Here is a 25870-nt window from a genome sequence, read left to right as displayed (position 1 = left end):
CTTTCTTAATTAAAAAAATAAGAGATAAGCCCTTACAAACCCTATCTCTTACTTTTCATTACGTTTTAGTTAAGCGATTTTTGTTACTGCCCCAGTTTGACTGTTATATTGGTAAATACCAATTAAGCTTGCAACAGTATTATCACTATTGTTCTGCCGAACTTCAAACTTATAAACATTACCATCCTTACCTGTTGGCATAATTTGGTAACCTTGAGAACCACTGAAGCCCATCTTATTAGCAAATTGTTGTACTACATTATCACTAGTTGCATCAGATGCAGCTTGGTTAGCAGCAGGAGTCGATTGTTGAGTTGATGAGTTTGTAGAACCTGCCTTCTTATTAGTAGATGATGAAGTTTGTGAGCTATTAGAACCTTGGGCAGAGCTTACCTTGCTTTGTAAGTCAGCATATGCATTGCGCATCGCTGTACTAGTTGATTTTTGTGACTTCAAACTATTCTTAGCACTATCATAATCACCGTTTTCATATGCCTTTTGAGCATCCATGTAGCTTTGTAAATCATCAGCAAGTGCTTCCGTTTGGGCATTATGATCATTTAATTGGTTTAACTGTTCATATGCTCCTTCATAATCATGATTTTGAATGAGCTTATTAGCTGTACGATAAGCCTTTGAAGCTTTACTTTCGGAAGAACGGACAGACGATGTGCTGGAAGAGCTTGTATCACTACTTGACGCAGATTGTTTACCACAACCAGCTAGGGCAAAGATAGTAGCGACCGCCGCTGTTCCAACCATTGCTTTTTTGAAAAACTTAATTGTTGTCATTTTTCTCCTCCTTATTTCACATCGTATTATAACATGAATTGATAATGACTGTTTGTCTTTCCTCAAACTTTATATTCTTTTAAAACAAGAACGGCCGAAAGAAAACGAAAATGTTTTTCCTTTCGACCTCACTCTATTTACTAAATTCAAATTCCAGTTTACTTAAAATTACTTCTTCACTAACTGTGCACTTTGGAATACTTGCTTAAAGAGTGGACTAACAGGACGATTTTCGTTAATCCGCTTAATTGCATCCCCGATTAGTGGAGCAACCGATACCTGCTTGATTTTATCGATTTGTTTTTCCTTTGGCAATTGGATTGAGTCCGTCACAACCACTTCTTTAAGTGGCGCATTCCGTAAACGTTCAATTGCTGGGCCAGATAATACCGCATGAGTACATGATGCGTAGACTTCTTCTGCTCCTGCATCTATCAATGCTTGCGAACCTAAACTAATAGTTCCTGCAGTATCAATCATATCATCAATCATAATACATTTCTTGCCCTTAACGTCCCCAATAATATTCATGATTTGCGCAACGTTCGCCCGTGGACGCCGCTTATCAATAATCGCAATTGGCGACTTTAAGAACTCAGCAAGTGCTCGTGCCCGTGTTACTCCACCATGATCAGGAGAAATAACAACTGCATTTTCAGCAACACCCTGGTTGATAAAATACTCTGCTAAAAGAGGAGCACCCATCAAATGATCAACAGGGATATCAAAGAACCCTTGAATTTGTGCGGCATGAAGATCAAGTGCAATAATCCGATCAACACCGGAATTTTGCAACATATTAGCAACTAACTTCGCAGTAATTGGTTCACGGCTCCGTGCTTTCCGGTCTTGACGGGCATAACCATAGTATGGCATCACCACATTAATCGTCTTGGCACTAGCACGACGCAGCGCATCGACCATAATTAACAACTCCATTAAATTGTCATTAACTGGTGCCGACGTCGACTGGATGACATAAACATTGTCTCCCCGCACACTTTCCTCAATATTAATTTGGATCTCACCATCACTAAAACGATTAACAGATAATTTTCCTAAATCAACACCGACATGCTTAGCGATCTTTTCTGCTAAGGGACGGTTTGAATTTAACGCAAAGATTTTTAAATTTTGATCAAAATATTGCTGTGTCATTAGGTCCTCCGCTGATTAATAAAAGTTATACTACTACCATTTACATAATATAAATTAGTGAGGCAAAAAGCAAGTTACCACGGGAGCTTCTTAGCATAATTTTCTTTATTAATCTGCCGTGCCCGGGCAATTGCCATATCATATTGTTCCGTACTATCCGTGATGGTCGAACCAGCAGCTACAAATGAATCTTTAGCAATATTAACCGGAGCTACTAAGTTACTATTACTACCAATAAATGCATGGTCACCTACATTGGTATGGTGCTTATTCGTTCCATCGTAGTTAACAAAGACCACTCCACAGCCAACATTAATATTCTTGCCTAAAGTAGCGTTACCAATATAAGTCAAGTGACCAACCTTTGTTCCTTCACCGATGTAAGCCTTCTTAACCTCACAGAAATTACCAATATGAACATTTTCACCAATTTCTGCTTCTGGACGGAGATGGCTATTAGGACCAATATCACTACCATTATGCATTTCTGCTCCTTGAAGGGTAGAAGAAATAATTTTCACCCCATCGTGAATCTTGGAATCAGTAATTCGCGAACCAGCACCAATATAACAATCATTACCAATTTCTGTATGGCCCTTGATTACAACGCCACCCTCAATAACTGTATCGCGACCGATCTTAACATCCGCATCGATATAAGTTGCTTCAGGATCAATCATTGAAACTCCTTCACGCATCCAATGAGTATTAATCCGGTTACGCATTACCTTATTTGCGCGGGCAAGGGCAACACGATCATTTACACCCATCGATTCATCAAAGTTATCCATCTTGTAGGCTGTTACGATTTCATTTTCTTGCTTTAGAATACCGATAACATCAGTTAAATAATATTCACCTTGCGCATTATCATTCGTAATTTTACTAAGGGCTGCAAACAATTTCTTATTATCAAAACAATAAACCCCAGTATTGATTTCCTTAATTGCTTGCTCTTGAATAGTAGCATCCTTTTGTTCAACGATTCGTTCGACAATTCCAACATCATTGCGGACAATCCGGCCATAACCAGTTGGATCAGGCGCAATAGAAGTTAAAATAGTTGCTGCCGCATGCCGCTGTTCATGATATTCAAAGAGCTTTTCAAAGGTCTCGGCAGTAAATAAAGGCGTATCACCACTAACAATAATTGTTTCGCCATCTTCATTTGCCAAAAGGTCTTTTGTTTGCATTACTGCATGCCCAGTTCCCAGTTGTTGTTCTTGGAGAGCATACTTAGTACGATGACCTAATTGTTGCTCAACTGTTTCAGCACCAAAACCAACAATCGTAATGATATTGTCAATTTGGGCCTTTTCCAATTGGGTTAAAACATGCTCAACCATCGTCTTACCACAAACCTGGTGTAAAACTTTGTATAACTTTGAGCGCATCCGTGTACCTTTACCAGCAGCTAAAATAATTGCATTACGTTTTGTCATTTCCTAATTCTCTACTTTCTTATCAAATACGTTTTCCATGAAACTCCCTGCTTGGGCTGCGATCTTCTTCCCAGTACCATCTTTGGTTTCCACTTTGATTAATGAAGTACAATTATCCACTAACCGTTGATCGTTTACTGGACGGCCTTCTGCAAAAACAGTAATCCCGGCTAAGTTAGCATCAAATTCTTTAATCAACGATTTCATTCCATTAATCGTGCCGCCACCCTTCATAAAGTCATCGACAACAAGAACATTAGCCCCGGCTGATAACGTCCGCCGGGATAATTCCATCTTCTTTATTCGTTGGACAGAGCCGGAGACATAATTAACACTCACAGTAGGCCCTTCAGTAATATGCGAACTGTTACGAACAATAACAAATGGTTTATTCATGTACATCGCAACACTTTGGGCAATCGGAATTCCTTTAGTCTCAACTGTCATAATAACATCAACATCAGTATCAACATATTGAGTAGCAATTAACTTACCAATCTGCCGCAAAATTTCTGGTTGGCCAATTAAATCTGATAAGTAAACATAGCCGCCTGGCAACAAACGTGAGTCATCATTAACTCGGTCAACCAAGTTATCAATGGCCACTTGAGCATTTTCTTTAGAATAAAAAGGCGTTAATACCGCGCCACCACTTGCTCCAGGAATCGTCTCTAATCGTCCTTGTCCCCAAGTTTGGAAGGTATGTTTAACAATCCCTAAATCTTCACTGATTGATGACTTAGCAGAACCGTAACGTTCACCGAAAAACTTCAACGATACTAATGATCGCGGATGTTCAAGCAAGTAACGTGTCATATCCACTAGTCGGTTACTCCGTCTAATTTTCATGTTTTTCTCTGCCTTTCAAAAAGGATTAATTAACATTGATTTTAACATAAAATGTTCGGATTTTCGGTAAAAAATTTAGTGTTTACTGAGAAAAAAGGAAGTTTGAAATAACACTTCAACCTTCCCAATAATTAAATTAATTTGATTCGATAAACTTATTATAAACCAAAGCTGCTGCATAGATAATAACTTCAATTACTGCAATAAAGAAACTCACTGGCCAATCTGTCAAATATCCAAGAAAAAGGCCTAGCCATGTTCCTAACAGTGAAAATAAAATCGCTAGAATAATCATCCGTGCTACACCATGTGTAAAATATTTAGCGCTAGCAGCTGGTAATGTTAGGAGAATAAAAATTAACAAGGAACCAACTATCTGAGCGGCGACACTAACGCTCAACGCAAGGAGTAACAAAAAAACAACCGAAATGACTGTTTGATTTATTCCGCTGACTTGCGCCCCAATTGCATCAAAAGAGTCAAACTTAAGTCGACGATACATCAACAACAAAATAATCAACACAAGGATGGACAGGTAGACAAGTTGCCATACCTCATTCAAACTAATTCCAACCACACTTCCAAATAAAATACTTGTTGCTGAGCTAGCTGACTGACTACTCAAAGATAAGAAAAGGATTCCTAAACCAATGAATAGGGCAGAAACCGCACTAATAACCGCTTCTCGTCGTGATTCTTTTATACTCATTTGGCCAACAATGACTGAACTTAACATCGTAAACAAAATCATTCCATTTAACGCTGACCACCCAGCAAAAACAGCAAAAGCACCACCAGCAAACCCAATTTCAGACAGAGTATGCGTTAAGAACGATAAATTTCGGGCAACAACAAAGACTCCAATAATTCCACAAATAATTGCAATAAATGTACTGGCGACAAATGCGTGACGCATAAAACTTAAAGTTAACATTAATTTTTATCCCCCTTTACCGGACTGGGCAACTCGTTAATTGGCCCAGTGGAATAAGTACCGGGAGAGAGGTACAAAAAACGTGTCCCATATTGCTCTGCTAGGTCCCAATCATGAGTGATAAACATTACACTTAGGCCATTTTGTTGGAAACGAGCTACCAGATCGAGCAATTCATACTTCATTTCATTATCCAGACTTGCCGTTGATTCATCCAAAATAAGGAGGTTCGGGTTAGGCAATAAAGCTTGAGCAAGATATGCCCGCTGCTTCTCACCACCTGATGCCAAGCCAAGCGGACGTTCAGCAATCTTTATTAGATTGTTTTCACGAATCATCCTGTCAACACGGTTTCGTTCGCTTTTAGTCAGCCATGGCAGAAGACGTGGTTTAGTATTTAAAGCAACAAAATCGCGGATAGAAAGCGGATATTCCTCATCAATATTACGAAATTGAGGAACATAGCCAATTCGGGTACTGGGTGGAATACTTATTGTCCCCCTTTTTGGTTTTAAAAACCCAAGTATCGAGCGAACAAGCGTCGTTTTCCCCACCCCATTTTCACCGACTACAACTAAAAAGTCTCCTTCATTAACGGAAAAACTTAAATGATCGATTACCGTATGATTCCCATAAGCGATCGTTAAATCATCAACTGATACAACTGCCATTATTTTCTTAATTCTCCTTTTGTTGAATGCGTGATAATGCTTGGTATTGTTTGAGCATCCACTGCCTATAGTCATCCCCATTTGGCTTTGTTTCCGTTACCTTTAATACTGGAACATCATGTTCATGGGCAAGTTTAACTAAATTATCAACAACCTTATCATTTGTCTGTGAATTATCAACGAAGAAGGCAATCTGGTGATTAATGATCGCTTGTTGAATTTCTTCAATATCTTTAGGAGATGGATCATTTCCATCTTCAACAGCTTTTTCAAAATGCTTGTCCATAATTTGATAACCAGCATTTTCTAAGGCATAATCAAAAACTGGTTCACTTACTGCCACGCGATTAGAGCTAGGATTTACCTGGCGCTTAACTTTTGCTATCTCTTCATTAAGCGGTTTAAGAGAAGCTAAATATTTTTGCGCGTTCTTTTGGTAATCTTTAGCATGTTGTGGATCAAGTTTACCATATTGAGTTGCAAGATCATTTGCTAACTTTTCGACTGTCGCAGGTGCATACCAAATATGCTCATTATCGCCAGCTTTCTTTCCGGTTAAGGATGCCACATTAATTACCTTAACCTTGTTATGATTACTGCTTGATTTAACGAGCTTGTTTACCCAGCTATCATAGCCGAGACCATTTTCAATTACTACATTGGCTTTCGCAACTTGCCGTGCTTGCTTAGTATTGGGTTGATAATCATGAGGATCAACTGAAGCATTGTCAATAAACGAAACTACTTGACCATGATTGCCGGCCACTTTTTGTGCTACTTCACCATAAAAATTTAATCCTGTTACCACCCTAATCGGTTTCTGATTTTTCCCCAGTGATTTCCACGGAACAAAAGATAAGCCAAGAATTATAACCAACAAAGCAACAATACTACTAACACCGATAAGATATCTTTTCATTTTTTCCTCTCTTAATCGTAACAGTTACTATTTAGAATAATGAATATCATATCGAATTTTATGTTCGATTGCAACTATAAAAACAAAAGGACAAGGAGAGAGGCCCTTCTTTCCTCTCTCCTTGTCCTTTATTATGATCAAAGCAAAGTTACAACATGAACATCTCGACAAAATCCACGAATACTATTTTGAATCCGTCTTGCTCGTGATTCCGTATGGCAGATTGCGAATACAGTTGGGCCGGTCCCACTCATTTGCGCAACGTCAGCCCCCAATTCTTTCATCTTATTCTTTAGGCGGCCAATTTCCGGATAGACATTCATCGTTAAGGGCTCTAAAACATTTCCCATATATTTTGTTGCTGCTTGCCAATCCTCTTCTTTTAACTTTACAAGCAAAGCCTCATTATTAAGATGGTGGAGTTTTTCATAATTAATTTGCCGCAAGATCTGCGGTGTGGATACACTGATCTTTTGCTTTGCAATCACTGCCCAATAATGCGGCTGCGGTGGTAATAATTCAATTTTTTCACCATGACCAGTAATGTGGGCTAATTTGTTGTATATACAATATGGAACATCAGAATCAATCGTTAATGCTATCTTTGCCAGTTCCGATAAACTTAAACCCAACCGCCAAATATTATTTAACGCTCGCAAAACCGCTGCTGCATCTGAAGAGCCACCACCTAATCCGGCAGCTACCGGGATTTGTTTCTTAATCCGAATCGTAACGCCATCTTTACAATGGAAACGACTGCGTAAAATATGAGCCGCTTGATATGCTAGGTTACGTTGATCATTTGGTAAAAAGCTACTGTTTGTATAGACTTTAATTGTTGCAGGGCGCCGATGTGTCTCAACAGTTACATAATCAGCCAGGTCTGCCGAGACCATTACCATATCCCATTGAGGAGAACCATCAAAATATCGCATCGGCGTGTCTAAACTCAAATTCAATTTTGCTGGTGCTTTTTCTGTAACTATCATCCGGCATCCCTCCTTATTTGTAATAATTTAGTTAGTTAAATTATACTAACGGAACTATAATCCTTGCAACCACTGTTTCCTAACTAATCTGCAAGCAAAAAGGAGTGATTAAAAAATGCCTTCCCTTTGAAAGGTGTTTTTTAATCACTCCTATTATTTTTAAATATGAATTTTAATTTTTATTGGCTTATTCTGCTTCATCGAAGTCAATTGAAATATTTTGCGTTAATAAATCAGTATAACTATAGGAAACTCGATCCAATGTTCCCTGTTCATCGTTTAAATGAATAATAAATACTGCAGGATAAGTCTTGCTTAAAATACCGTGATGGGTGGTAATACGTTTACGTCCAGCTTGCGCTTTTACTAAAACATGCTTGCCAATCCGTTCATCTAGCTTCTTTTTAATTTCTACAATGCTATTAGGCACGACCTCTTCACCTCACTGTAGATTAGCATACTCTTTTTTTCTACAAAAATCAAAATTTTACCATACTATTTTATAACGGTCAACTCTCTTTTTACAAGAGTTTTTGATGATGAAGAGCATTCGCAAGCTCCACAAATTGTTCGAGGGTTAACTTTTCCGGACGAATTTGTGGGGAAATGCCTAACTGGGTTAAAACAGTAGTTATTTTCTCTTTTACTGCTGGATCTTTACCAATTACACTTTGCAAGTTATTCCAAAGACTCTTGCGACGATGAGCAAAGCATCCTCTGATAAAGCCAAATAGTTTTTGCTTATCAAAAGGCTGCACGGGAAGCGGTTCTGTCCGTGGCGTTAATACAACAATCGCGGAATCAACATTAGGCGCCGGCACAAATACTTTCCGTGAAACATCAAAAGCAATTTTTGCCCGCATTTGATATTCAATAGCCAACGTTAAAGCTCCATATTGTTTAGTTCCTGGTTTAGCCGTGAGTCGTTGAGCGACTTCCTTTTGCATCATTACACAAATTGTTGCCCACTCAACAGGACTAGCCAGTAAATTCATTAAAATCGGACTTGTAATGTAATACGGAAGATTAGCAACCACCTTAATCGGACGACTAGGATCCTTAAATTCTTGTTTAATTAGTGCTGGCAAATTAGCTTGTAGCACGTCTTGATTAATCACTTTGACATTATCATATGGTGATAATACTTCTTTTAAGACCGGAATTAAATCCTGATCAATTTCTAGAGCTAGAACTTCCCCAGCTGCTTGTGCTAATTGCTCTGTTAAAGCACCAATACCAGGACCGATTTCAATTACATTGTCATTAGCTGTAATTTCCGCCGCCTCAACGATATTTTTTAGGACATTTAAATCAGTAAGAAAATTCTGTCCGAAACTCTTCTTAGTTCGGATTCCATACTTTTCCATTATCGCGCGCGTACGCGTTCGACTACCAATTTCTGGTGAATTACTCATGATCTTCCTCCTGATTTATTTGCTTAATTGCTTGTTCAAATGTTGCTCGATCAACTTGAAACATGTTTAGGCGGTGAATCAATTGTTTCCCATTTCCATAGCCGATTCCAAGTAATTGTCCTAACTTTTCACGCCGTTTTCGGGAATCCGATTGACCTGTTAATCCCTCTTTTTGCAAGTCTTCGCGCTTGAAAACCTGCTGGGGGGTCGTTGTTTGTGTGTAAAGGTGCTCTAAAGCTGACTTTATGACTACCGGCGCTGCATGCTCAACGCCTAAGCTGCCATGGGCTTCGGTTGGCACACCGTCTTTTCGCCTAATAAAAGCATGTTTCACTCCGGGGATTGCCTCACTAATTATCTTTCGAATCCGTTCCCCATTAAAGTCGGGATCAGTAAAAACAATTAGGCCCCGACTGGTTTGTAATTTTTTCAATTTTGCCAAGTCAGCTGTTGAAATTGCCGACCCATTTGTTTCGTAAGTATCTGCATCAACAGCCTTTAAGATTTGCTTCGTATCATCTTTACCTTCAACAACTATAACTTCTTTTATTCTAATCATAGGCCTCTTTCTTTATTTTCTAAAAATAAGTGGCGGGCGTTCGTAAATGTTTTATATGCTACCTTTCCCGCATCGACTTGCTTTAAATTAGCGATTGCATCCACCGTAAACTTAGTAAAGCCGGGTTCATTTTGCTTTCCACGGTATGGGAAGGGGGTAAGATAAGGAGCGTCTGTTTCAACCATCATCTTTTCAAGGGGAACAGCTAATGCAGCTTCGTGGACTTCTGTTGCGTTTTTGAAGCTTACGACACCACTAAAAGAAATCATCATCCCGAGACCCATAAATTTCTCTGCCCATTCTGGTGTCCCGTTAAAGCTATGCATCACCCCACCAAATTCATCAACATGAGCATTACGCAAAATTTCATACGTGTCAGCTAACGCATCCCGGCAGTGAATTGAGACTGGTAATTTAAGTTTGCGCGCCCATTCAAGCTGCTCAGCAAAGATTTCTTGTTGCCGTTTGTGAGGAGAATGCTCATCATTATAATAGTCTAAGCCAATCTCGCCAATTCCCACCACTAAGGGATCTGTTAATTGATGCTCTAACTCTTTCTTGGTCTCGCCATTCCACGTAGCAATGTCTTCTGGATGCCAACCAATAATTGGGTGAAGGTTATCATACTGGTGTCCCAACTTTAAAGCACGGGTATTTAACAGCTGATTAGAGCCAACAATATTCATCTCCGTCACGCCATAATGAGCAGCACGGTTAATAAATGCAGGCACATCATCATAAAACACATCGTCATTTAGGTGGGTATGGGAATCATAAACCAGCTGCTGGTGTTGATGATTGCTCACTTTATTCAACGCCCATTCCAGGCACTAAATTATCAGGAACAGTTACTACTTGCACATTACCGTCCTTTTCAGCAGATAAGAGCATTCCTTGGCTTAATTCTCCCCGCATTTTCCGTGGTTTCAAGTTAGCAACAATCAAAACTTTCTTCCCTACTAAAACAGAAGGATCTGGATACCATTTAGCAATTCCAGAAAGAATTTGGCGACCTTCTTCCGTCCCATCATCCATGTGGAATTTAAGAAGCTTATCAGCGCCTTCTACATGGTCGGCAGCAGTAATTTGCGCAACTTTTAATTCAACCTTGTCAAAGACATCAATCCGAATTGGCTTTTTACCATCGTTTTTCTCTTCTTGCGCTGTCTCTTGAGCTTTTTCTTTTGCTTCAGCCATTGCCTTTCTTCCCTTCTTCTTTTCATTTGCTGTCATCTTACTCTTAATAAATTCAACTTCAGCCTTTACATCTAAGCGTGGGAAGATCGGAGTTCCTTTAGCGACAACCTGAGCCTCTGCTGGGAAATCATTAAATTGAAGATCAGTTAATGACAAGTTAGTCCCTTCAATTCCAAGTTGTTCAACAATTTGTTTTGGTGCGTTCGGCATAATTGGTTGAATTAAGGCTGCAATAATTCGCAAACTCTTTGCTAGATGGGTCATCACATCAGATAATACAGCCTTCTTACTGTCATCTTTTGCTAATACCCATGGTTCAGTTTCGTCAATGTACTTGTTAGCACGACTAACTAGCTTCCAAATAGTTGCCAACGCTTCAGCAAATCGTGTTTTATCCATTAATTCTTTGTACTCAGCGATTACATCACTAGCAGTTTGTTCTAAATCAGCATCAAAATCAGTGGTTGCATCATTAGTGCCAACCAATTTACCGTTTTGATACTTATTAATCATCGCAACAGTCCGATTAAGCAAGTTTCCTAGATCGTTAGCAAGGTCATAGTTTACCTTATCAACAAAGTCTTCTGGACTAAAGACTCCATCGTTACCAAATGGCATTGCCCGCAATAAGTAGTAACGTGTAGCATCGAGACCGTAACGATCAACAAGCGTTTCAGGATAAATAACATTTCCCTTTGATTTTGACATCTTACCGTCACGCATTGTTAACCAGCCATGACCGATGATATGTTTTGGCAATGGTAAGCCAAGTGCATGAAGCATGATTGGCCAGTAAATCGTATGGAACCGAACAATCTCCTTCCCTACCATATGGACATCCGCAGGCCAATACTTCTTAAAGAGGCTATCATCATTACTGCCATATCCTAGCGCAGTAATATAGTTTGATAATGCATCAATCCATACGTATACCACGTGCTTAGGATCACTAGGTACCTTAACGCCCCAGCTAAATGATGTCCGCGTAACTGCAAGGTCTTCTAGTCCTGGTTTTAAGAAGTTATTGATCATTTCATTCATCCGTGATTGTGGTTCGATAAAGTCAGGATGTTCCTTATAGTAGTCCATTAACCAGTCGGCATACTTGCTCATCTTAAAGAAGTATGATTCTTCCTCAACTAATTGAACCTCATGACCTGATGGAGCTTTTCCACCGATCACATTGCCGTTTTCGTCACGGTAAACTTCTGCTAGCTGGCTTTCCGTAAAGTATTCTTCATCATCAACAGAGTACCAACCAGTATACTTACCCTTATAAATATCTCCCTGGTCAAGCAATTGTTGAAAAATCTTTTGAACCGCTTTTTCATGGTAATCGTCGGTTGTCCGAATGAACTTGTCATTTGTAATTTCAAGTTTATTCCATAGTTCTTTAATTTGGGCAGCCATTTGATCAACGTATTCTTGTGGCTTCATGCCGAGCTTTTCAGCCTTTTGTTCAATCTTAAGGCCATGCTCATCAGTTCCTGTTAAGTAGAAGACGTCATAACCCATCAGACGCTTAAAACGTGCTTCTGCATCACACGCAATCGTTGTGTATGAATTACCAATATGGAGCTTACCAGATGGATAGTAAATTGGTGTTGTAATGTAATAAGTTGGTTTTTGTTCAGCCATATGAGGCCCCTCTTTCTAAGATATTACTAATTAAGATTTAACATTTAGTATAGCATTTTATTGGGACTTGCTCCATCCTAAAACAGATCAAGCTGTTCTGGCGATTTAGGTGCCAGCCCCTCGAATTCAATATTCATCATTTTTTGCAGACTCAATGCATTGGGTGCTGCATCCTTAGCTGAGTTATTGTTGAAGATAACACAGAGTTCTTTAGGTTGCGGCTGTATTGACTCAATTTGTTCTTTAAAGCATTGGAGTTCTTCCGTGGAATAGCGATACAAAGTCCGTGTCTTCCGCCATTCCTTCCCTTGATTTTCCCAGCCTTTTCGATTTCGCCCATGAAGACGTAACATTGCTAAGTCAGGATTAGTTGTTGCAAGTACAAATGGTACTGATGTTGGTGTATTATGGGGTTCATCAGCGGCCACTAATGTAAAGTTGAGTTCCCGACAGAAATCTAAGACTGACGGTAAAATTTCTTTCTTATACCAAGTTTGATTACGAAATTCGACTGCAATTGGTAAGTTCCCTAACCACTCTCGAATTAATCGTAAGTAGGAAAAGTCACGCACAGTTGCATCGAAATATGGGGGAAATTGAAATAGTATTGTCTTTAATTGACCAGTGGCTACTAAAGGGGTGATTATCCGACGATATTGCTGAAATACTTGTTCCAGTTCGCCACGTTCCTGATTCCGCTGATGCAATGTCATCTTCTGATTAGCTTTAACTATAAATTGAAAAGTTGGGGGAACCGTAGCAAGCCAGTTTTGAATTGTTGATATTTGAGGTAAAGCATAGAAGAAAGTATCAACCTCAACCACCGGAAAATATTGAGCATACTCATCAAGTCTTACCGGGCGTTGCTCATCATGAATAAGCACCGGATGTTCTGTCCACGTTGTCATCCCCATCGTTATTTTCATCGTTAATCCTCCCTTTTATCCCTTGAAAATCCTCATCAAATCATTTAGCAAATTCTTCGACATTCAAAAATAAATCTATATTCATTTTTCAACGCTCTTAAGCCCTACCATTCAATATTGATAGGAAGGTCATTCCCTTTGAATAAACACTGGAGCAAAAAGAAGCTGGAAATTGTCCTCAGACAACTGCAGCTTCTTTTTTATACTTTTAGTTCATCAAAAAATTTTGTTGCATCAACTTGAACCATTTGGAAATCAAAAGGAAACTGCAATATCTGCTGATTAACAGCAATCACCTTAGCATTAGGATTACGGTAATCTAGTAGTCCCGCAAATGGGTATACCTTCATCGAAGTGCCCACAACCACAACTAAGTCAGCTTGTTGCATTGCCTTGACCGAATTGACAATATCTTCTTGCTTAATTCCTTCATCATATAGCACAATATCTGGGCGCAAGGGACCATTATCCCTTTGATGCAAGCGACTCTTCAAATATTCACGCACCGACACTGTTTCATGACACTTTTCACAATAAATTCGGAAGAGGTTTCCATGAAAATCAATCAAGTGTTTTGTTTCGGCTTCTTCATATAAGTTATCAATATTTTGGGTGATAACAGTAGCACGGTCCTGTTGTGTTAATGCTGCCTGTTTTTGATGAATTACATTTGGCCTTGCATCTGGAAAATACAAGTTTTTTTTGCAAAATTCATAAAAGCCTTCTGGATCACTAACAAAATAACGATGGCTTAAGTAATATTCAGCATTACGATTCTGCGTATATAAACCGTTTGCTGACCTAAAATCAGGAATACCAGAAGCTGTTGAAACACCGGCTCCCGTTAGAAAGACAATATTTTTTGCGTCGTCAAATGTTTTTTGAATCGTCGCATCCATCTAGCTCACTTCCTTACAATGTATGGAATGCTATTCTGTTCAAGGAATTCCTTTACTGATTGATCATATATCTTCTTAAAGGCTTCTGGCGCATTCTGGGCTGGTGCCGGAAGAGTAAATGAATTTTGCCCATCACTCCGCCGAAGACCAACATATGCACGCCTATCTGTTCCTCGTTCTTTCATATCAGAATGATAGATTTCAAAAACTTGGCGCATCTCTAAGCGTAATTGACGGGCACTTAATACGGGAGAGACGGTTGTATATTCATTATTATGTAATGCTGGCAAGCCCCATTCCTGCATCTGTTGGTCAAACAAAGAATAGATCTTAACAATTGACCGCCGCATATCAAACGGTGACTTAATTGGTTTCTTTGTAATCTCAGCATACATCTTTTTGGCTGCCGCCAATGCATGAGGGTACTTTTCTTCTAAGACTTTTTCATATTTTGAAATGTGAGCACCATAAAAGACTAAGGCATCCAAAAGAGTTAACAGCCGTAAAGTCCGTTCATCATCTTCCTCTTTTTCTGGAGTTAACGTATGCTCAATTCCCTTTAGATACTCTGTTTCAATCTCATCAGTAATAAAACCATGCTTACGTTGTTCTGCAACCACTACTCGATGCACTGCAATATTATACAAGTCCGTTGACATAATCATCATTTGCTCATCGAGTTCCTTATCCCCAAGAGATAGCTGGAAAAAGATTTGTGGAAAACCTTTGAGTAACATCAAAAGGTGCAATAATTCATGGGAAGCAGTGTAATTTGGAGCAGTCAAGTCAGTCACAATAATAACCAAGGCACCAGGAATAGTTTGCTGAGTTGCCTGGTCATGGCGAACGTATCCCGACTTATCACCATGAAACTGAACAAAGACACTGCCCTCAGGATAAAGGTTATTAACCTGATCGAGGAGTGCTTGATTTTCTTTATTTAGTGTAATTCTTTCTTCAGTCATTAGCTTGGTCCTTTCTGATCGTTGATAATATTTCTTTAGCAAGGGCTTGGTCAACATGCGGTTGCTGCTTTAATTGAGCCACTACTAACGGAACTTCGGCTGGCGTAGCTCCAACACTTGCTGCTAATGAGCGGTATTGAAGTTTCATATGACCGGCTTGGATCCCTGTGGTTGTCAATGCCCGTAAAGCAGCTAGATTTTGTGCTAAGCCTACACTCGCGGTTACGGCTGCTAATTCTTCGGCACTTTTAATTTGGCTAATATGATAGTTTATCTTGGTCATTTTATTTAACCCAATTGATCCACCAATTACACCAACTGGTAAAGGCAGAGCGATTTTTCCTACCAAGTAGTCATCCTGGATTTTCCAAGTGCTTAAGCCTCGGTATTGACCATCGCGAGCAGCATAGGCATGGGCACCGCTTTCAATTGCCCGCCAATCATTTCCACTTGCAATCATAACTGCGTCTATTCCATTCATTATCCCCTTATTATGGGTAGCTGCGCGGTAAGGATCAACTTGTGCAAGATCACTAAGTCGGGCTATTCGTTGTGCAACTTGTTCCCCATCCATCTCAGTAGTGGCTAAATATCGAAAGTTTACTTTACAAGTAGCAGTTTGCAGGCTCCGCGTTGCAAGATTACTTAAAATTGCGGTAATAACATGGAAGCCTTGATCTGTTAACCAGTTGCCAACCGCTTCTGCCATCGTATTAACGCTATTTGCGCCCATCGCCTGGCAAACATCAATCCCTAAATCAATGCTAATGAAGTCACCAGGATTACGCACTTTCAGCGACTTTGCCCCCCCGCCACGTGCTTGCATTGAGGGGTGAGCCTGGTTTGCAATCGTTAAAATTTCATCTCGGTGTGCCAATAACCATGATTTAACCGCTGCTTTATCCGTTACATCGTCTAAAACAACTTGCCCCACTAACTGGCGGACCTGCTGAGGGGCAATAAATCCTCCCGACCTGCTTACCCGATGCGCACCATTACTAGCAGCAGCAATGACTGAAGGCTCTTCAATCACCATTGGTACAACATACTGATGATTGTTTACTGTTATATTTAAGGCTACTCCTTCAGGTAAAGAATAATCAGTAATATAATTTTCGACTAGCTCATCTCCTAAATCTGAACTAGTATTCGCTAATACTTGTTCTTCAAGGGGGGATAATTGACGAGCTTTTGTCAATTGTTGCCGTCGATCATCGGCAGATAATTTATAAAAACCGTGTTGCCAATCAGTCATGGTGTCGCTTCCTTTGATTTACATATTCAGTGATAATCCCTTCGCGGACACCACTCTCCGAAAAAATAACCCGACCATCACTATTGCGTTGCAAAAGGGTTACAAGAGGCAGCATTCCACCAATAATAATATCTGCTCGTTCCGGTTCTAGACCAGTTATACGTTTACGCTGGGCCAAGTTACGATTTAATAATTCACGGTAAGTAGCAAACACTACTCGTGAGGAAAGCTGATACCCATGAATCGAACCGTTTCGGCGGTGATGGTGATGATAGGATTGAGTCATACGCGCCAAAGTCCGGTTAGCACCACCTAACAAAACAATCGGAACACGTGTCGCATATCGTAACCACGGAATTTTAGTCAATCGTTCATTTATGGCTACCTGAGCACGAAAAAGGTCAGCTGAACGAACATAGCCATTTAAGTGGTATTGTTCTGATAAATTAACAGCCCCCACCGGAATAGAAATTAAATTACGTGCTTTTCGCTGCTGCACCAATATCAATTCACAGCTTGCTCCACCAACGTCTAGAATTAAACAGTGGTTAAGTCGCAATGTCCGAACAACGCCTAAGTAATCATAATAGGCTTCTTTTTTACCAGATAAAACTTGTAGATGAATACCGACTTCCCGTTGGACTCGATTCAAAAATTCTTGGCGATTTCGGGCCTGCCGAACTGCTGCAGTTGTGATCGCACGAACCTTAATATTCGGAATCTCTTGGTAGATTTTTTTAAATCGTTTTAGAGCCGTAATCGTTCGTTCGATTGCACTCTCTTGTAACATTTTTTCTCGTCCCATTCCCTCAGATAAACGTGTATTTTCTTTTACACGTCGAATTTCACGAAATCGTCCATCTGGAGCAATTTCTGTTATTGCCATTCGGGCCGAGTTTGAGCCGAGGTCTACAATCGCGAGGTTTTCCACCATTTTCACCTCCGCTTTAATTAATTATTTTTCGTATAAATACATCTCTTTTATGTTACCATGTTCTGCTATAGGAGACACGAAAAAAAACGGGGCTCAAGGAAAAACTTATTTTCCTAGCAACCTCGCTTTTTCAGTTTATATTTTTAGCCAAAGTAGTTAATCCCAATTGCATCACGAACTTCTTTAAGTGTTTGATTAGCAACTTCATTTGCCCGTGCTGATCCTTCTTTAAGAACTTGATCAACATAATCCAGATTAGCTGCATACTCTTCGCGCCGCTTGCGAATTGGCTCAAGTTCAGCCTCAAGGACTTCATTTAAGTAGCGTTTGATCTTAACATCTCCAAGGCCACCAGCTTGATATTGTTCCTTCAATTTAGCAACTTGCTCTTTATCTGGATCAAAGATGTCAAGGTAAGTAAAGACAGTATTGCCTTCGACATGACCAGGATCACTAACTTTGATATGTGTTGGGTCAGTATACATCGACATTACTTTCTTCTGCACTGTATCAGCATCATCAGAAAGATAAATTGCATTGCCAAGGGACTTACTCATCTTTGCGTTGCCATCCAGTCCTGGAATCCGTCCTTGACCCTTTGGTGGGAATACCCCTTCAGGTTCAACCAAAATATCTTGTTGGTAAATACGATTGAATGTTCGCACAATTTCACGAGTTTGTTCAAGCATCGGTTCTTGGTCATCACCAACCGGTACTGTATCAGCCTTAAATGCCGTAATATCCGCTGCTTGGCTTACTGGATAAATAAAGAATCCGGCTGGCACACTTTCACCAAATTTCTTTTGCTTAATCTCAGTCTTAACAGTTGGGTTTCGGCGTAAACGCGCAACGGTTACTAAGTTAAGGTAGTGCATCGTTAATTCACTCAGTGCTGGAATTTGTGATTGAACCAAGATTGTTGATTTCTTCGGGTCAATTCCAACCGCCAAATAATCAAGGGCAACTTCATGGAGACTATGACGGATTTTTTCAGGATCACGGGCATTATCAGTCAATGCTTGTTGGTCAGCAATCATGATAAAGGTATCATATTTACCTGTATTTTGTAATTCAACCCGATTCTTTAATGAACCTACATAGTGTCCAATATGCAACTTACCTGTTGGTCGATCACCAGTTAAAATAACGTGTTTTTCTTCTGCCATTTTAAATTCCTCCTAAATTACAAAACGCCCTACTTAGTCATATAAACTAAATAGGACGCTTTTCGCGCGGTACCACCTAAATTGCAATCATCATTGCCACTCATTATATATTTTGTTGTGACCATTTCGCACTTTGGGGACCTTTTCACCGACCGTCCCTCGCTATGGCTCGTGCTACTTAATATACTCAATTTTAATCCAACTCCTACTAAAAAGGCAAGACAATCCTGAATATGACAAGTATAATAATATTAAACGTCGAACAGGAGTGGTCAATATGCGCTCAAAAAGAAATAAAACAATCGATTTTACGCTAGAGGAAGCTTCAGCTAAACTCCTCAATCAAATTATTCAACCTACTGATAATCTTCAGAAAACATCCGATAAAATCATCAACGGGGATTCCTTTAAGGTAATGACTAAACTAGCCCCTCACCAGGTTGATCTTGCCCTTATTGACCCTCCTTATAATCTTAATAAACACTATGACGGTTTAAACTTCAAAAAAATGTCTACTAGCCAATATCAAGCTTATACTCAAAAATGGATTAATCTTTTAAGACCTTTACTAAAAAAACACGCTAGTATCTACGTTTTTTCTGACTGGGCAACTAGTATTGCACTCGCTCCAGTCCTCGAACAAAATTTCACTATTCAGAATCGTATCACCTGGCAGCGCGAAAAGGGCCGTGGATCACAGAAAAATTGGAAAAACGGGATGGAAGATATTTGGTTTTTAACCACCGATGCAGATAATTACACTTTTAATGTCAACCAAGTTAAACAACGTCGTCAAGTAGTTGCCCCGTACCGACAAGACGGAGTAGCTAAAGATTGGCAAGCAACTAAAAATGGCAATTTCCGCGATACAATGCCCTCTAATTTTTGGGATGATATTTCAATTCCTTACTGGTCAATGCCAGAAAACACTGGACATCCAACTCAAAAGCCTGAAAAACTTCTTGCCAAAATCATCCTTGCTAGCTCGAATCCAAATGACTTTATCTTTGATCCTTTCGCTGGCTCAGGTTCAAGTCTCGTAACTGCCGCTAAACTAGACCGACATTATCTAGGAATTGAACAGAGCCTGCTATATTGTGCCTGGGGACAGTATCGTCTTAATCAAGTTAAAGATAATCGTACCATCCAAGGCTATACTGATGGTGTTTTTTGGGAACGCAATACTCTTGCTGCTCAACGAAAACTTCAAAGGCACAAGGGAGAAATTTAATAAAAAGAGCGGGACAGAAGTCACTCGCGACTTTGTTTTTCGACGCGAAGTTAGCCTCTAAGAGCCCCCTCACAAGCAACAATAGGCCGCCAATGTTCGGCTTTTACCGAGCGTTGGCGGCCATTTTGTGTGCTATTTGTCTTTTGTGAAAAGAACCTGACTTATATCCCAACCCCTACTGCTTTTACGAACAATAGCAAAATAACGTGGAACTAGCTTCGTCTCACCACAAGGCCCAAGTCTAAGCACGAACGATAATTAGCCTACATCGTCCTAACTTTGCTTACTACCTTGTCGAGAAGATTATTCTCACTCTCTTCATTTATTGCTTATCTTTAATATTAAATTCTGGGAACCAGATACCAATTTCACGAGTGGCACTATCAACATTATCTGAGGTATGAATGATATTTCGTAAGTTCCCATCCGGCCATTCCCGACCATAGTCACCACGAATTGTTCCCCATTCAGCTTCACCAGGGTTAGTAGCACCTGCCATATTGTGAATTGCTTGAATCACATTAGTACCAGAGACAACTATCCCAACAATTGGCCCTTCTGTCATGTATTCTAGCAATTCAGGGAAGAATGGCTTATCAACTTTATCAAAATAGTGCTGACGAAGCTTTTCCTCTGATGGTTCAATCATTTTAAGTGCTTCAATGTTATAACCCTTTCTTTCAATCCGGGTAATAATATCACCAATATGCCGAGTCTTTACCCCATCAGGCTTTACTAGTACAAGTGTGTATTCGTCTTTAACCATGGCGAAGCATCTCCTTTTTCTATGTCTACAACCTTTAGACTATCATAAGTCACCACTTCTTGAAAGCGTTTTTAGTTAATAGACATATTAATTTTTATTTGGTAGTTGGTACTCAATCGTCAGGAGTCGCCCTGCCTTTTCATTAACAGCATCACTAACCGGGCCATTACTCAAAAGTACTAATTCATGCATTGCTCGTGATGCCATTGTATAAATCATACCGACTTCATCAGTGTTAGCCAAGTTTTTAGCAGAGACATCAGCAGCAAGGACTGCATCAAATTCGAGTCCTTTTGCTAAGTAAATAGGAAGGATTAAGATTCCCTTTGGCAATTCACTTGTATTTTTATCTAAGAGGTGAATATTTTCAACCTTTTGCCGATGAAGCAATTGATAAATAGCAGTTGCTTGTGCTTGATTCTTAGTTAGGATAGCTACCGTTTCATGTTCACCAGCTAATTTAAGAGTCTCATCTAACAAACTTTGCTGGCTCTCTTTATCAGAATAACGTACTAATAGGCGCGGCTTCTTCCCATGACGGGTAAACGAAATTATCTTATCACCATCTGGCAACAATGCTTTAGCAAAATTAGTAATTTCCGTCGTGGAACGATAACTCCGCCGTAAAGCAATTAAATTAGGCCGTTTAGCCTTTAATACCCCACTAAGTTTATTTAATAACTCTTCCGGTAATTGTAACGGTTTAAACAAAGCCTGTTCACTATCACCAAGGACCGTAAACTTAGCTTGGGGAAAGGCGTGTTTTAAATAGATCAACATTGCGGTTGAATAGTCTTGCATCTCGTCAATAAACACATATTGAAAAGAACGATTTTGTCCCGTACCGGAAATCAAATCACGCAGATACATCAAAGGTGCTGCATGCATTAATTCCAACCGATGGTATTCAATCTCGTCTTGAAATGCAAGAATCATTGTCGCCCATTCCCGCTGACTAATTGTCTTAGGCACTTCTACCTTATGCAAAAACTTATTATATTGATTATAAAAATCCAGAAAATAATTATTATAAATTGCATCGGCAATAACACGTAAGCGTCGTTTAGTCCACCGCTGTGAAAGGTAAGCATATTGCTCATCTTCATTCTTAAAGTCATCAATTGTTTTCTTACCATAAAGGTTATGCAATTGTTGTAAATCAAGTGAATCTAACTCTTTAGCCACCCAATCCTTTTTGGCCTCATCTTTAACCCGCCGCTGTAATTCACGAATTAACTTATTCTTTAACTGAACTAACTTATCAGCAGGAGCCATCGTCAATGGTAATTTTTTATAAAGAGCCTTGATGTGGTCAGCAGAAAAGAAGATTTGACCATTAAAGCGAATATCAGCAAACTGCAAATCATCAATTGTCATCTTTTCTACGTAACGTGCAATCAATGTCATAAAAGATTCACTTTCAATAAAGTCGGCAACAACGTGCGATGTATTTTCAGGTTTTTGCCGTTCTTCATAGCGATCAAATAATGTTTCTACTTGCAATCCTTCAAAACGCCGACGAATAAATCCTTCCAGTGTTACTTGCCGCATATTTCGTTCCCCTAGACTTGGTAAAACTTCAGAAATATAGTGACTGAATAACTTATTAGGACTAAAGAGAACAATCTGATCAGCGTTCAATTCTGTTCGACTATGATAAAGCAAATATGCAATTCGTTGAAGGATTGCTGAAGTCTTCCCCGAACCGGCAACTCCTTGTACTAGCAAAAGGTCACTACGCGTATCTCGAATAATATCATTTTGCTCTTTTTGAATTGTTGCCACAATATTATGCATATACTGGTCATTTTGTTTTCCCAGAGCCGCTTGCAAAACTTCATCACCAACAGTTTCATTAGTATCAAACATGTTCGTGATCTTACCATCTTTAATAGTAAATTGCCGTTTCTTTTTTAATTCTGTGGTTTGCATCCCCGCAGGCGTTTCATACTTTACTTTACCAAGGGTACCATTATAGTAAACTCCAGAAATTGGTGCTCGCCAGTCGTAAATCAAAAAGTCTGTTTTATCTTCATTCATTAAAGATGAAGTACCAATATATAGGGTTTCACTCTTATCATCACCAGGATCTTGAATATCAATCCGTCCAAAATACGGTGATCCTTTTAAATTTTTTAGCGTTCTTAATTGGTGTTTTAGAATTGATTCACTTTCTGCTGCTCGCGAAACTAATTGGCGTTGTTGTTCAATCATTGACCGGGATTCGGCAATATCATCAACTTCATAACGGTTAATAGACGCATTTTCACTATAATTCCGTTCAACTGCTCGTGTTTCACGATGAGCATCTTCAACAGCTTTAGTGGTTGCAGCTACTTGTTGGTCAATTTGCTTCTCAACATTATCAACTCGTGCCTGTTCCGTTTCTCGTTCATGATTTTCCATCAAAAGTCCCCTTTACTCAAGTTCGTTTGCTGATTGTTTCAATGCATGCTTTAAGATAAATGGCGCTAATACAGTTGCGATAATAATCACAGTAATTACATCTGAATAATACATTGGTGAAAGAAGATGAGCTTCATAACCAATTTGAGCGGTAATCAAGCCCATTTCCCCACGGGCAACCATTCCACTGCCGACAACATAAGAACTTGGCATGCTAAATCCAGATAACTTAGCACCCGCTCCACATCCAAGTAGTTTTGTTAGGCACGCAAGGATTGTCATTACAATTACAAAAACAAGCGATTCACTAATGTTATCAAAGCGCATATTTAGGCCTACGCTAACAAAGAATAGCGGAATAAACATTGCATACCCAATTGGAATAAAGCTGCGGTCAACAACTTCTTTATGCTTTGTATTTGCAACCGCAATTCCCGCAAAGAAGGAACCAACAGCCCCACTCAAACCAACATAATCAGCAATTGCCGCCATTCCTAAACAAATGATCATCGCCATTACTGATGTTGAAGCAACCGTTAATAGGCGATCACTCATATGAATCAGGTAAGGTGCTAACCAGCGGATCAATAGATAGGTACCACCAAAGAATACTAATTGCATCAAGAGGACAATCCCCAAAGGTTGCCCATTACCGTGACCACTATTGCTACTTCCGTTAATCACGCTAATCATTACACTCAATAAAATAACGCCAATAATATCATCGGCAACTGCTGCTCCAAGTACTGTTGCTCCTTCTCGGCTATCGAGTCGATTAAATTCACGTAATACTGCAACTGAAATACTAACGGATGTTGTTGCAAAAATAACCCCGATAAATAGTGATTCAAGCTTAGTAAAGCCAAATATATAACTTACTGGTCCCATAACTACAATAGGGATAATTACCCCCAGAATTGCTACAACAACAGCTGGCTTCAAGTATCTTTTTAATAGAGACAAGTCACTTTCTAGCCCTGCAATGAACATCAAGATAATAACCCCAATTTCCTGAAATTCATTCATCATTGAGTTTAGATGAACCCAATCTAAAACAGCAGGGCCTGCAATAATTCCTACCAGAATCTGTCCAATTACTTCAGGTATCTCAACCCGCCGGCATAGATGCGCCACAATTTGTGTTGCTAGTAGCAAACCTGCTAATACTGCAATAAATTCCATTTCTTTTCCTCCAAGTTAATTATTGTGCAACATATTTTCGATTTTACCATATCAACACTAAATATTATTTAGAACGTGTATAATACAAGTTAAATAACCCTTAAATTTTTGAAAGGCGGAATTGTTGTGTCAAATAGCCAGTCTAACATTAAACGTGCCCGTGATGTCTTATCGAAACCGATGTCAATGGCATTTATCTCATTAATAGGTAAAGCCATTATTGTTGGGGCTTTGACCGGATTTATTGTAAGTATTTTTCGATGGATTATTGATCATACGTTAAAATTATTAATGTTTATTTATCCGGTAATGACTCAACATCCCCAACTCCTTATCCCTTATATTATAATTACAGTTTTAATTATTTTCATTCTTAGTAGAATCCTTAAGCCCTCCTTACTCGACTTAGTTGGATCAGGAGTACCACAAATTGAAGCTATTTTATTAAATGAACATCAAATGAATGCTTGGAGTGTCTTATGGCGCAAATTCATTGGTGGATTGTTAGCAATTTGTCCAGGACTTTTTCTCGGTCGTGAAGGTCCATGTATTCAAATGGGAGCTTGTATCGGTCAATTATTGGGAGAAAAGTTTATGATAAGTAAAAAAGAAACAAGATTCCTTCTAGAGTGCGGTGTTGCCGCTGGTCTTTCAGCTGCATTTAGTGCCCCACTAGCAGGAGTTATCTTTCTTTTAGAAGAAATCACCTTTGATTTTCATCCCCAGGGTTGTATTACTGCCCTCGCAGCCGCAATCACATCTGATTTTGTGACAATTTTATTTTTTGGAGTTCGTCCCTGCCTCTATATACCAGTCCATTCAAATGTCCCAAAAGATTGCTATGGTTGGTTAGTTCTTCTTGGCATTTTAATTGGTTTACTCGCTTTTGGCTATCAATATACTCTTTTAAACTTGCATTGGTGGTACAGTAAGATTAAGTTTCCTAGTATTTATCACAGTGCAATCCCTCTATTTCTCGTAATTCCAATCGGATTGTGGAATGCTCGTATTTTAGGAGGAAGTCATGATTTCATTTCTTACATCGTCAATCTTAACCAACATAAAAATTTAACAAGTCTTTTGGGACTTTTTGTTATTTTCTTCATCGTCCGTTTTTGTTTTTCCATGATTAGCTATGGCGCTTCTGTTCCTGGTGGAATTTTCATGCCAATTCTTGTATTAGGGTCATTAATCGGCGCAATTGCAAGTGTAATTATGATCCACCAAAACATCATTCCCGCAACATGCTATCTTAACCTTATCGTTATTTCAATGGCAGCCTACTTTGGGGCAATCGAAGAGGCTCCTTTTACTGCAATTACTTTACTAACAGAAATGGTTGGGTCTGTTGACCAAATTCTACCGATGACGATTCTAACTTTCATTGCCTATATCACCAGTAATTTACTAGGCGGACAACCTATTTATGCATCGTTACGGAAAGAATTATTTCCAAAATAAAACTGATTGATAAACACCATTTTGACGTGTACCCTTAAAGTTGGAACCTGTATGTTCTTGCTTTAAAATTGAATAAATATTTTTCTAGGCAACTAGATTCTGCTCATATTGAAGTG

24 protein-coding genes are annotated in these 25870 nt (G+C 39.3%); 2 read left to right on the top strand and 22 right to left on the bottom strand.

Annotated elements, in window-relative coordinates:
- Positions 1-69: 69 nt before the first annotated feature.
- The 19 genes from H5R88_RS00820 to trpS form a co-directional block, all read right to left on the bottom strand.
- The gene (locus H5R88_RS00820) at positions 70-792 is read right to left on the bottom strand and encodes an outer membrane protein assembly factor BamD (RefSeq protein ID WP_182577682.1); all 723 of its coding nucleotides are present in this window, start codon (positions 790-792) and stop codon (positions 70-72) included.
- A gap of 168 nt (positions 793-960) precedes the next feature.
- The gene (locus tag H5R88_RS00815; RefSeq protein WP_182600041.1) at positions 961-1950 is read right to left on the bottom strand and encodes a ribose-phosphate diphosphokinase; all 990 of its coding nucleotides are present in this window, start codon (positions 1948-1950) and stop codon (positions 961-963) included.
- 74 nt (positions 1951-2024) lie between these two features.
- Positions 2025-3392 carry a bifunctional UDP-N-acetylglucosamine diphosphorylase/glucosamine-1-phosphate N-acetyltransferase GlmU gene (gene glmU / locus H5R88_RS00810; protein ID WP_182577680.1) on the bottom strand — a complete coding sequence of 456 codons (1368 nt, stop codon included), beginning with the start codon at positions 3390-3392 and terminating at the stop codon, positions 2025-2027.
- A 3-nt stretch (positions 3393-3395) separates the two neighbouring features.
- Positions 3396-4241, bottom strand: a complete 846-nt coding sequence (purR, locus tag H5R88_RS00805) for a pur operon repressor (protein WP_182577679.1) — start codon at positions 4239-4241, stop codon at positions 3396-3398.
- A 136-nt stretch (positions 4242-4377) separates the two neighbouring features.
- Entirely contained in the window at positions 4378-5175 is a 798-nt protein-coding gene (locus tag H5R88_RS00800; RefSeq protein ID WP_182600040.1) for a metal ABC transporter permease, read from the bottom strand.
- Positions 5175-5846, bottom strand: a complete 672-nt coding sequence (locus H5R88_RS00795) for an ATP-binding cassette domain-containing protein (protein WP_182577677.1) — start codon at positions 5844-5846, stop codon at positions 5175-5177. Before H5R88_RS00795 ends, H5R88_RS00800 begins: the two co-directional genes overlap by 1 nt.
- A 7-nt stretch (positions 5847-5853) precedes the next feature.
- A complete protein-coding gene (locus tag H5R88_RS00790) occupies positions 5854-6765 on the bottom strand; it encodes a metal ABC transporter solute-binding protein, Zn/Mn family (protein ID WP_182577676.1) in 912 nt (303 codons plus the stop codon).
- A 137-nt stretch (positions 6766-6902) separates the two neighbouring features.
- Positions 6903-7754, bottom strand: a complete 852-nt coding sequence (ispE, locus tag H5R88_RS00785) for a 4-(cytidine 5'-diphospho)-2-C-methyl-D-erythritol kinase (protein ID WP_182577675.1) — start codon at positions 7752-7754, stop codon at positions 6903-6905.
- Positions 7755-7941: 187 nt separating this feature from the next.
- Positions 7942-8184 carry a Veg family protein gene (locus H5R88_RS00780; RefSeq protein WP_182577674.1) on the bottom strand — a complete coding sequence of 81 codons (243 nt, stop codon included), beginning with the start codon at positions 8182-8184 and terminating at the stop codon, positions 7942-7944.
- Positions 8185-8275: 91 nt separating this feature from the next.
- A complete protein-coding gene (rsmA, locus tag H5R88_RS00775; RefSeq protein ID WP_182577673.1) occupies positions 8276-9169 on the bottom strand; it encodes a 16S rRNA (adenine(1518)-N(6)/adenine(1519)-N(6))-dimethyltransferase RsmA in 894 nt (297 codons plus the stop codon).
- Positions 9162-9728 carry a ribonuclease M5 gene (gene rnmV / locus H5R88_RS00770; protein ID WP_182577672.1) on the bottom strand — a complete coding sequence of 189 codons (567 nt, stop codon included), beginning with the start codon at positions 9726-9728 and terminating at the stop codon, positions 9162-9164. Before rnmV ends, rsmA begins: the two co-directional genes overlap by 8 nt.
- Positions 9725-10543, bottom strand: coding sequence for a TatD family hydrolase (locus tag H5R88_RS00765; protein WP_182577671.1), 819 nt, complete (start codon positions 10541-10543; stop codon positions 9725-9727). The genes rnmV and H5R88_RS00765 overlap by 4 nt, the downstream gene beginning before the upstream one ends.
- The gene (gene metG, locus H5R88_RS00760; RefSeq protein ID WP_182577670.1) at positions 10536-12563 is read right to left on the bottom strand and encodes a methionine--tRNA ligase; all 2028 of its coding nucleotides are present in this window, start codon (positions 12561-12563) and stop codon (positions 10536-10538) included. The genes H5R88_RS00765 and metG overlap by 8 nt, the downstream gene beginning before the upstream one ends.
- 77 nt (positions 12564-12640) lie before the next feature.
- Positions 12641-13489 carry a DUF72 domain-containing protein gene (locus H5R88_RS00755; RefSeq protein WP_182577669.1) on the bottom strand — a complete coding sequence of 283 codons (849 nt, stop codon included), beginning with the start codon at positions 13487-13489 and terminating at the stop codon, positions 12641-12643.
- A 200-nt stretch (positions 13490-13689) separates the two neighbouring features.
- Positions 13690-14388 (bottom strand): NAD-dependent protein deacylase, encoded by a 699-nt coding sequence (locus H5R88_RS00750; protein WP_182577668.1) that lies wholly within the window; start codon positions 14386-14388, stop codon positions 13690-13692.
- Between the two features lie 5 nt (positions 14389-14393).
- Entirely contained in the window at positions 14394-15353 is a 960-nt protein-coding gene (locus H5R88_RS00745; RefSeq protein ID WP_182577667.1) for an HELLH-NELLK family protein, read from the bottom strand.
- Entirely contained in the window at positions 15346-16608 is a 1263-nt protein-coding gene (locus tag H5R88_RS00740; protein ID WP_182577666.1) for a hydroxymethylglutaryl-CoA reductase, degradative, read from the bottom strand. Before H5R88_RS00740 ends, H5R88_RS00745 begins: the two co-directional genes overlap by 8 nt.
- Complete coding sequence (locus tag H5R88_RS00735) at positions 16601-17542, bottom strand: Ppx/GppA family phosphatase (RefSeq protein ID WP_182577665.1); 942 nt, start codon at positions 17540-17542, stop codon at positions 16601-16603. Before H5R88_RS00735 ends, H5R88_RS00740 begins: the two co-directional genes overlap by 8 nt.
- A 143-nt stretch (positions 17543-17685) precedes the next feature.
- Positions 17686-18708 (bottom strand): tryptophan--tRNA ligase, encoded by a 1023-nt coding sequence (trpS, locus tag H5R88_RS00730; protein WP_182577664.1) that lies wholly within the window; start codon positions 18706-18708, stop codon positions 17686-17688.
- A 277-nt stretch (positions 18709-18985) separates the two neighbouring features.
- Between trpS and H5R88_RS00725 the strand changes: the two genes are divergently transcribed.
- Positions 18986-19939, top strand: coding sequence for a DNA-methyltransferase (locus H5R88_RS00725; protein WP_182577663.1), 954 nt, complete (start codon positions 18986-18988; stop codon positions 19937-19939).
- Between the two features lie 322 nt (positions 19940-20261).
- Here the strand turns inward: H5R88_RS00725 and ndk are convergent, their stop codons facing one another.
- The 3 genes from ndk to H5R88_RS00710 form a co-directional block, all read right to left on the bottom strand.
- A complete protein-coding gene (ndk, locus tag H5R88_RS00720) occupies positions 20262-20705 on the bottom strand; it encodes a nucleoside-diphosphate kinase (RefSeq protein WP_182577662.1) in 444 nt (147 codons plus the stop codon).
- An 87-nt stretch (positions 20706-20792) separates the two neighbouring features.
- A complete protein-coding gene (helD, locus tag H5R88_RS00715; protein WP_182577661.1) occupies positions 20793-23111 on the bottom strand; it encodes an RNA polymerase recycling motor HelD in 2319 nt (772 codons plus the stop codon).
- Positions 23112-23123: 12 nt separating this feature from the next.
- Positions 23124-24293, bottom strand: a complete 1170-nt coding sequence (locus tag H5R88_RS00710) for a cation:proton antiporter (RefSeq protein WP_182577660.1) — start codon at positions 24291-24293, stop codon at positions 23124-23126.
- Positions 24294-24479: 186 nt separating this feature from the next.
- Between H5R88_RS00710 and H5R88_RS00705 the strand changes: the two genes are divergently transcribed.
- A complete protein-coding gene (locus tag H5R88_RS00705) occupies positions 24480-25754 on the top strand; it encodes a ClC family H(+)/Cl(-) exchange transporter (RefSeq protein ID WP_182577717.1) in 1275 nt (424 codons plus the stop codon).
- Positions 25755-25870 lie beyond the last annotated feature (116 nt).

Source organism: Limosilactobacillus agrestis (genome assembly GCF_014145585.1).
Lineage (GTDB): Bacteria > Bacillota > Bacilli > Lactobacillales > Lactobacillaceae > Limosilactobacillus > Limosilactobacillus agrestis.
Note: the sequence above shows the minus strand (reverse complement) of the source record. Positions and strands in the feature narration are given on the sequence as shown.

Bases quoted from the DNA above. Each gene is read 5' to 3' on its own strand.
- H5R88_RS00755 (WP_182577669.1), bottom strand. From the start codon at position 13,489: ATGAAAATAACGATGGGGATGACAACGTGGACAGAACATCCGGTGCTT.
- glmU (WP_182577680.1), bottom strand. From the start codon at position 3,392: ATGACAAAACGTAATGCAATTATTTTAGCTGCTGGTAAAGGTACACGG.
- trpS (WP_182577664.1), bottom strand. From the start codon at position 18,708: ATGGCAGAAGAAAAACACGTTATTTTAACTGGTGATCGACCAACAGGT.
- H5R88_RS00710 (WP_182577660.1), bottom strand. From the start codon at position 24,293: ATGGAATTTATTGCAGTATTAGCAGGTTTGCTACTAGCAACACAAATT.
- H5R88_RS00705 (WP_182577717.1), top strand. From the start codon at position 24,480: ATGGCATTTATCTCATTAATAGGTAAAGCCATTATTGTTGGGGCTTTG.
- H5R88_RS00735 (WP_182577665.1), bottom strand. From the start codon at position 17,542: ATGGTGGAAAACCTCGCGATTGTAGACCTCGGCTCAAACTCGGCCCGA.
- H5R88_RS00800 (WP_182600040.1), bottom strand. From the start codon at position 5,175: ATGTTAACTTTAAGTTTTATGCGTCACGCATTTGTCGCCAGTACATTT.
- H5R88_RS00740 (WP_182577666.1), bottom strand. From the start codon at position 16,608: ATGACTGATTGGCAACACGGTTTTTATAAATTATCTGCCGATGATCGA.
- H5R88_RS00815 (WP_182600041.1), bottom strand. From the start codon at position 1,950: ATGACACAGCAATATTTTGATCAAAATTTAAAAATCTTTGCGTTAAAT.
- ndk (WP_182577662.1), bottom strand. From the start codon at position 20,705: ATGGTTAAAGACGAATACACACTTGTACTAGTAAAGCCTGATGGGGTA.
- H5R88_RS00745 (WP_182577667.1), bottom strand. From the start codon at position 15,353: ATGACTGAAGAAAGAATTACACTAAATAAAGAAAATCAAGCACTCCTC.
- rnmV (WP_182577672.1), bottom strand. From the start codon at position 9,728: ATGATTAGAATAAAAGAAGTTATAGTTGTTGAAGGTAAAGATGATACG.
- H5R88_RS00795 (WP_182577677.1), bottom strand. From the start codon at position 5,846: ATGGCAGTTGTATCAGTTGATGATTTAACGATCGCTTATGGGAATCAT.
- ispE (WP_182577675.1), bottom strand. From the start codon at position 7,754: ATGATAGTTACAGAAAAAGCACCAGCAAAATTGAATTTGAGTTTAGAC.
- H5R88_RS00790 (WP_182577676.1), bottom strand. From the start codon at position 6,765: ATGAAAAGATATCTTATCGGTGTTAGTAGTATTGTTGCTTTGTTGGTT.
- helD (WP_182577661.1), bottom strand. From the start codon at position 23,111: ATGGAAAATCATGAACGAGAAACGGAACAGGCACGAGTTGATAATGTT.
- rsmA (WP_182577673.1), bottom strand. From the start codon at position 9,169: ATGAGTAATTCACCAGAAATTGGTAGTCGAACGCGTACGCGCGCGATA.
- purR (WP_182577679.1), bottom strand. From the start codon at position 4,241: ATGAAAATTAGACGGAGTAACCGACTAGTGGATATGACACGTTACTTG.
- H5R88_RS00750 (WP_182577668.1), bottom strand. From the start codon at position 14,388: ATGGATGCGACGATTCAAAAAACATTTGACGACGCAAAAAATATTGTC.
- H5R88_RS00725 (WP_182577663.1), top strand. From the start codon at position 18,986: ATGCGCTCAAAAAGAAATAAAACAATCGATTTTACGCTAGAGGAAGCT.
- metG (WP_182577670.1), bottom strand. From the start codon at position 12,563: ATGGCTGAACAAAAACCAACTTATTACATTACAACACCAATTTACTAT.
- H5R88_RS00820 (WP_182577682.1), bottom strand. From the start codon at position 792: ATGACAACAATTAAGTTTTTCAAAAAAGCAATGGTTGGAACAGCGGCG.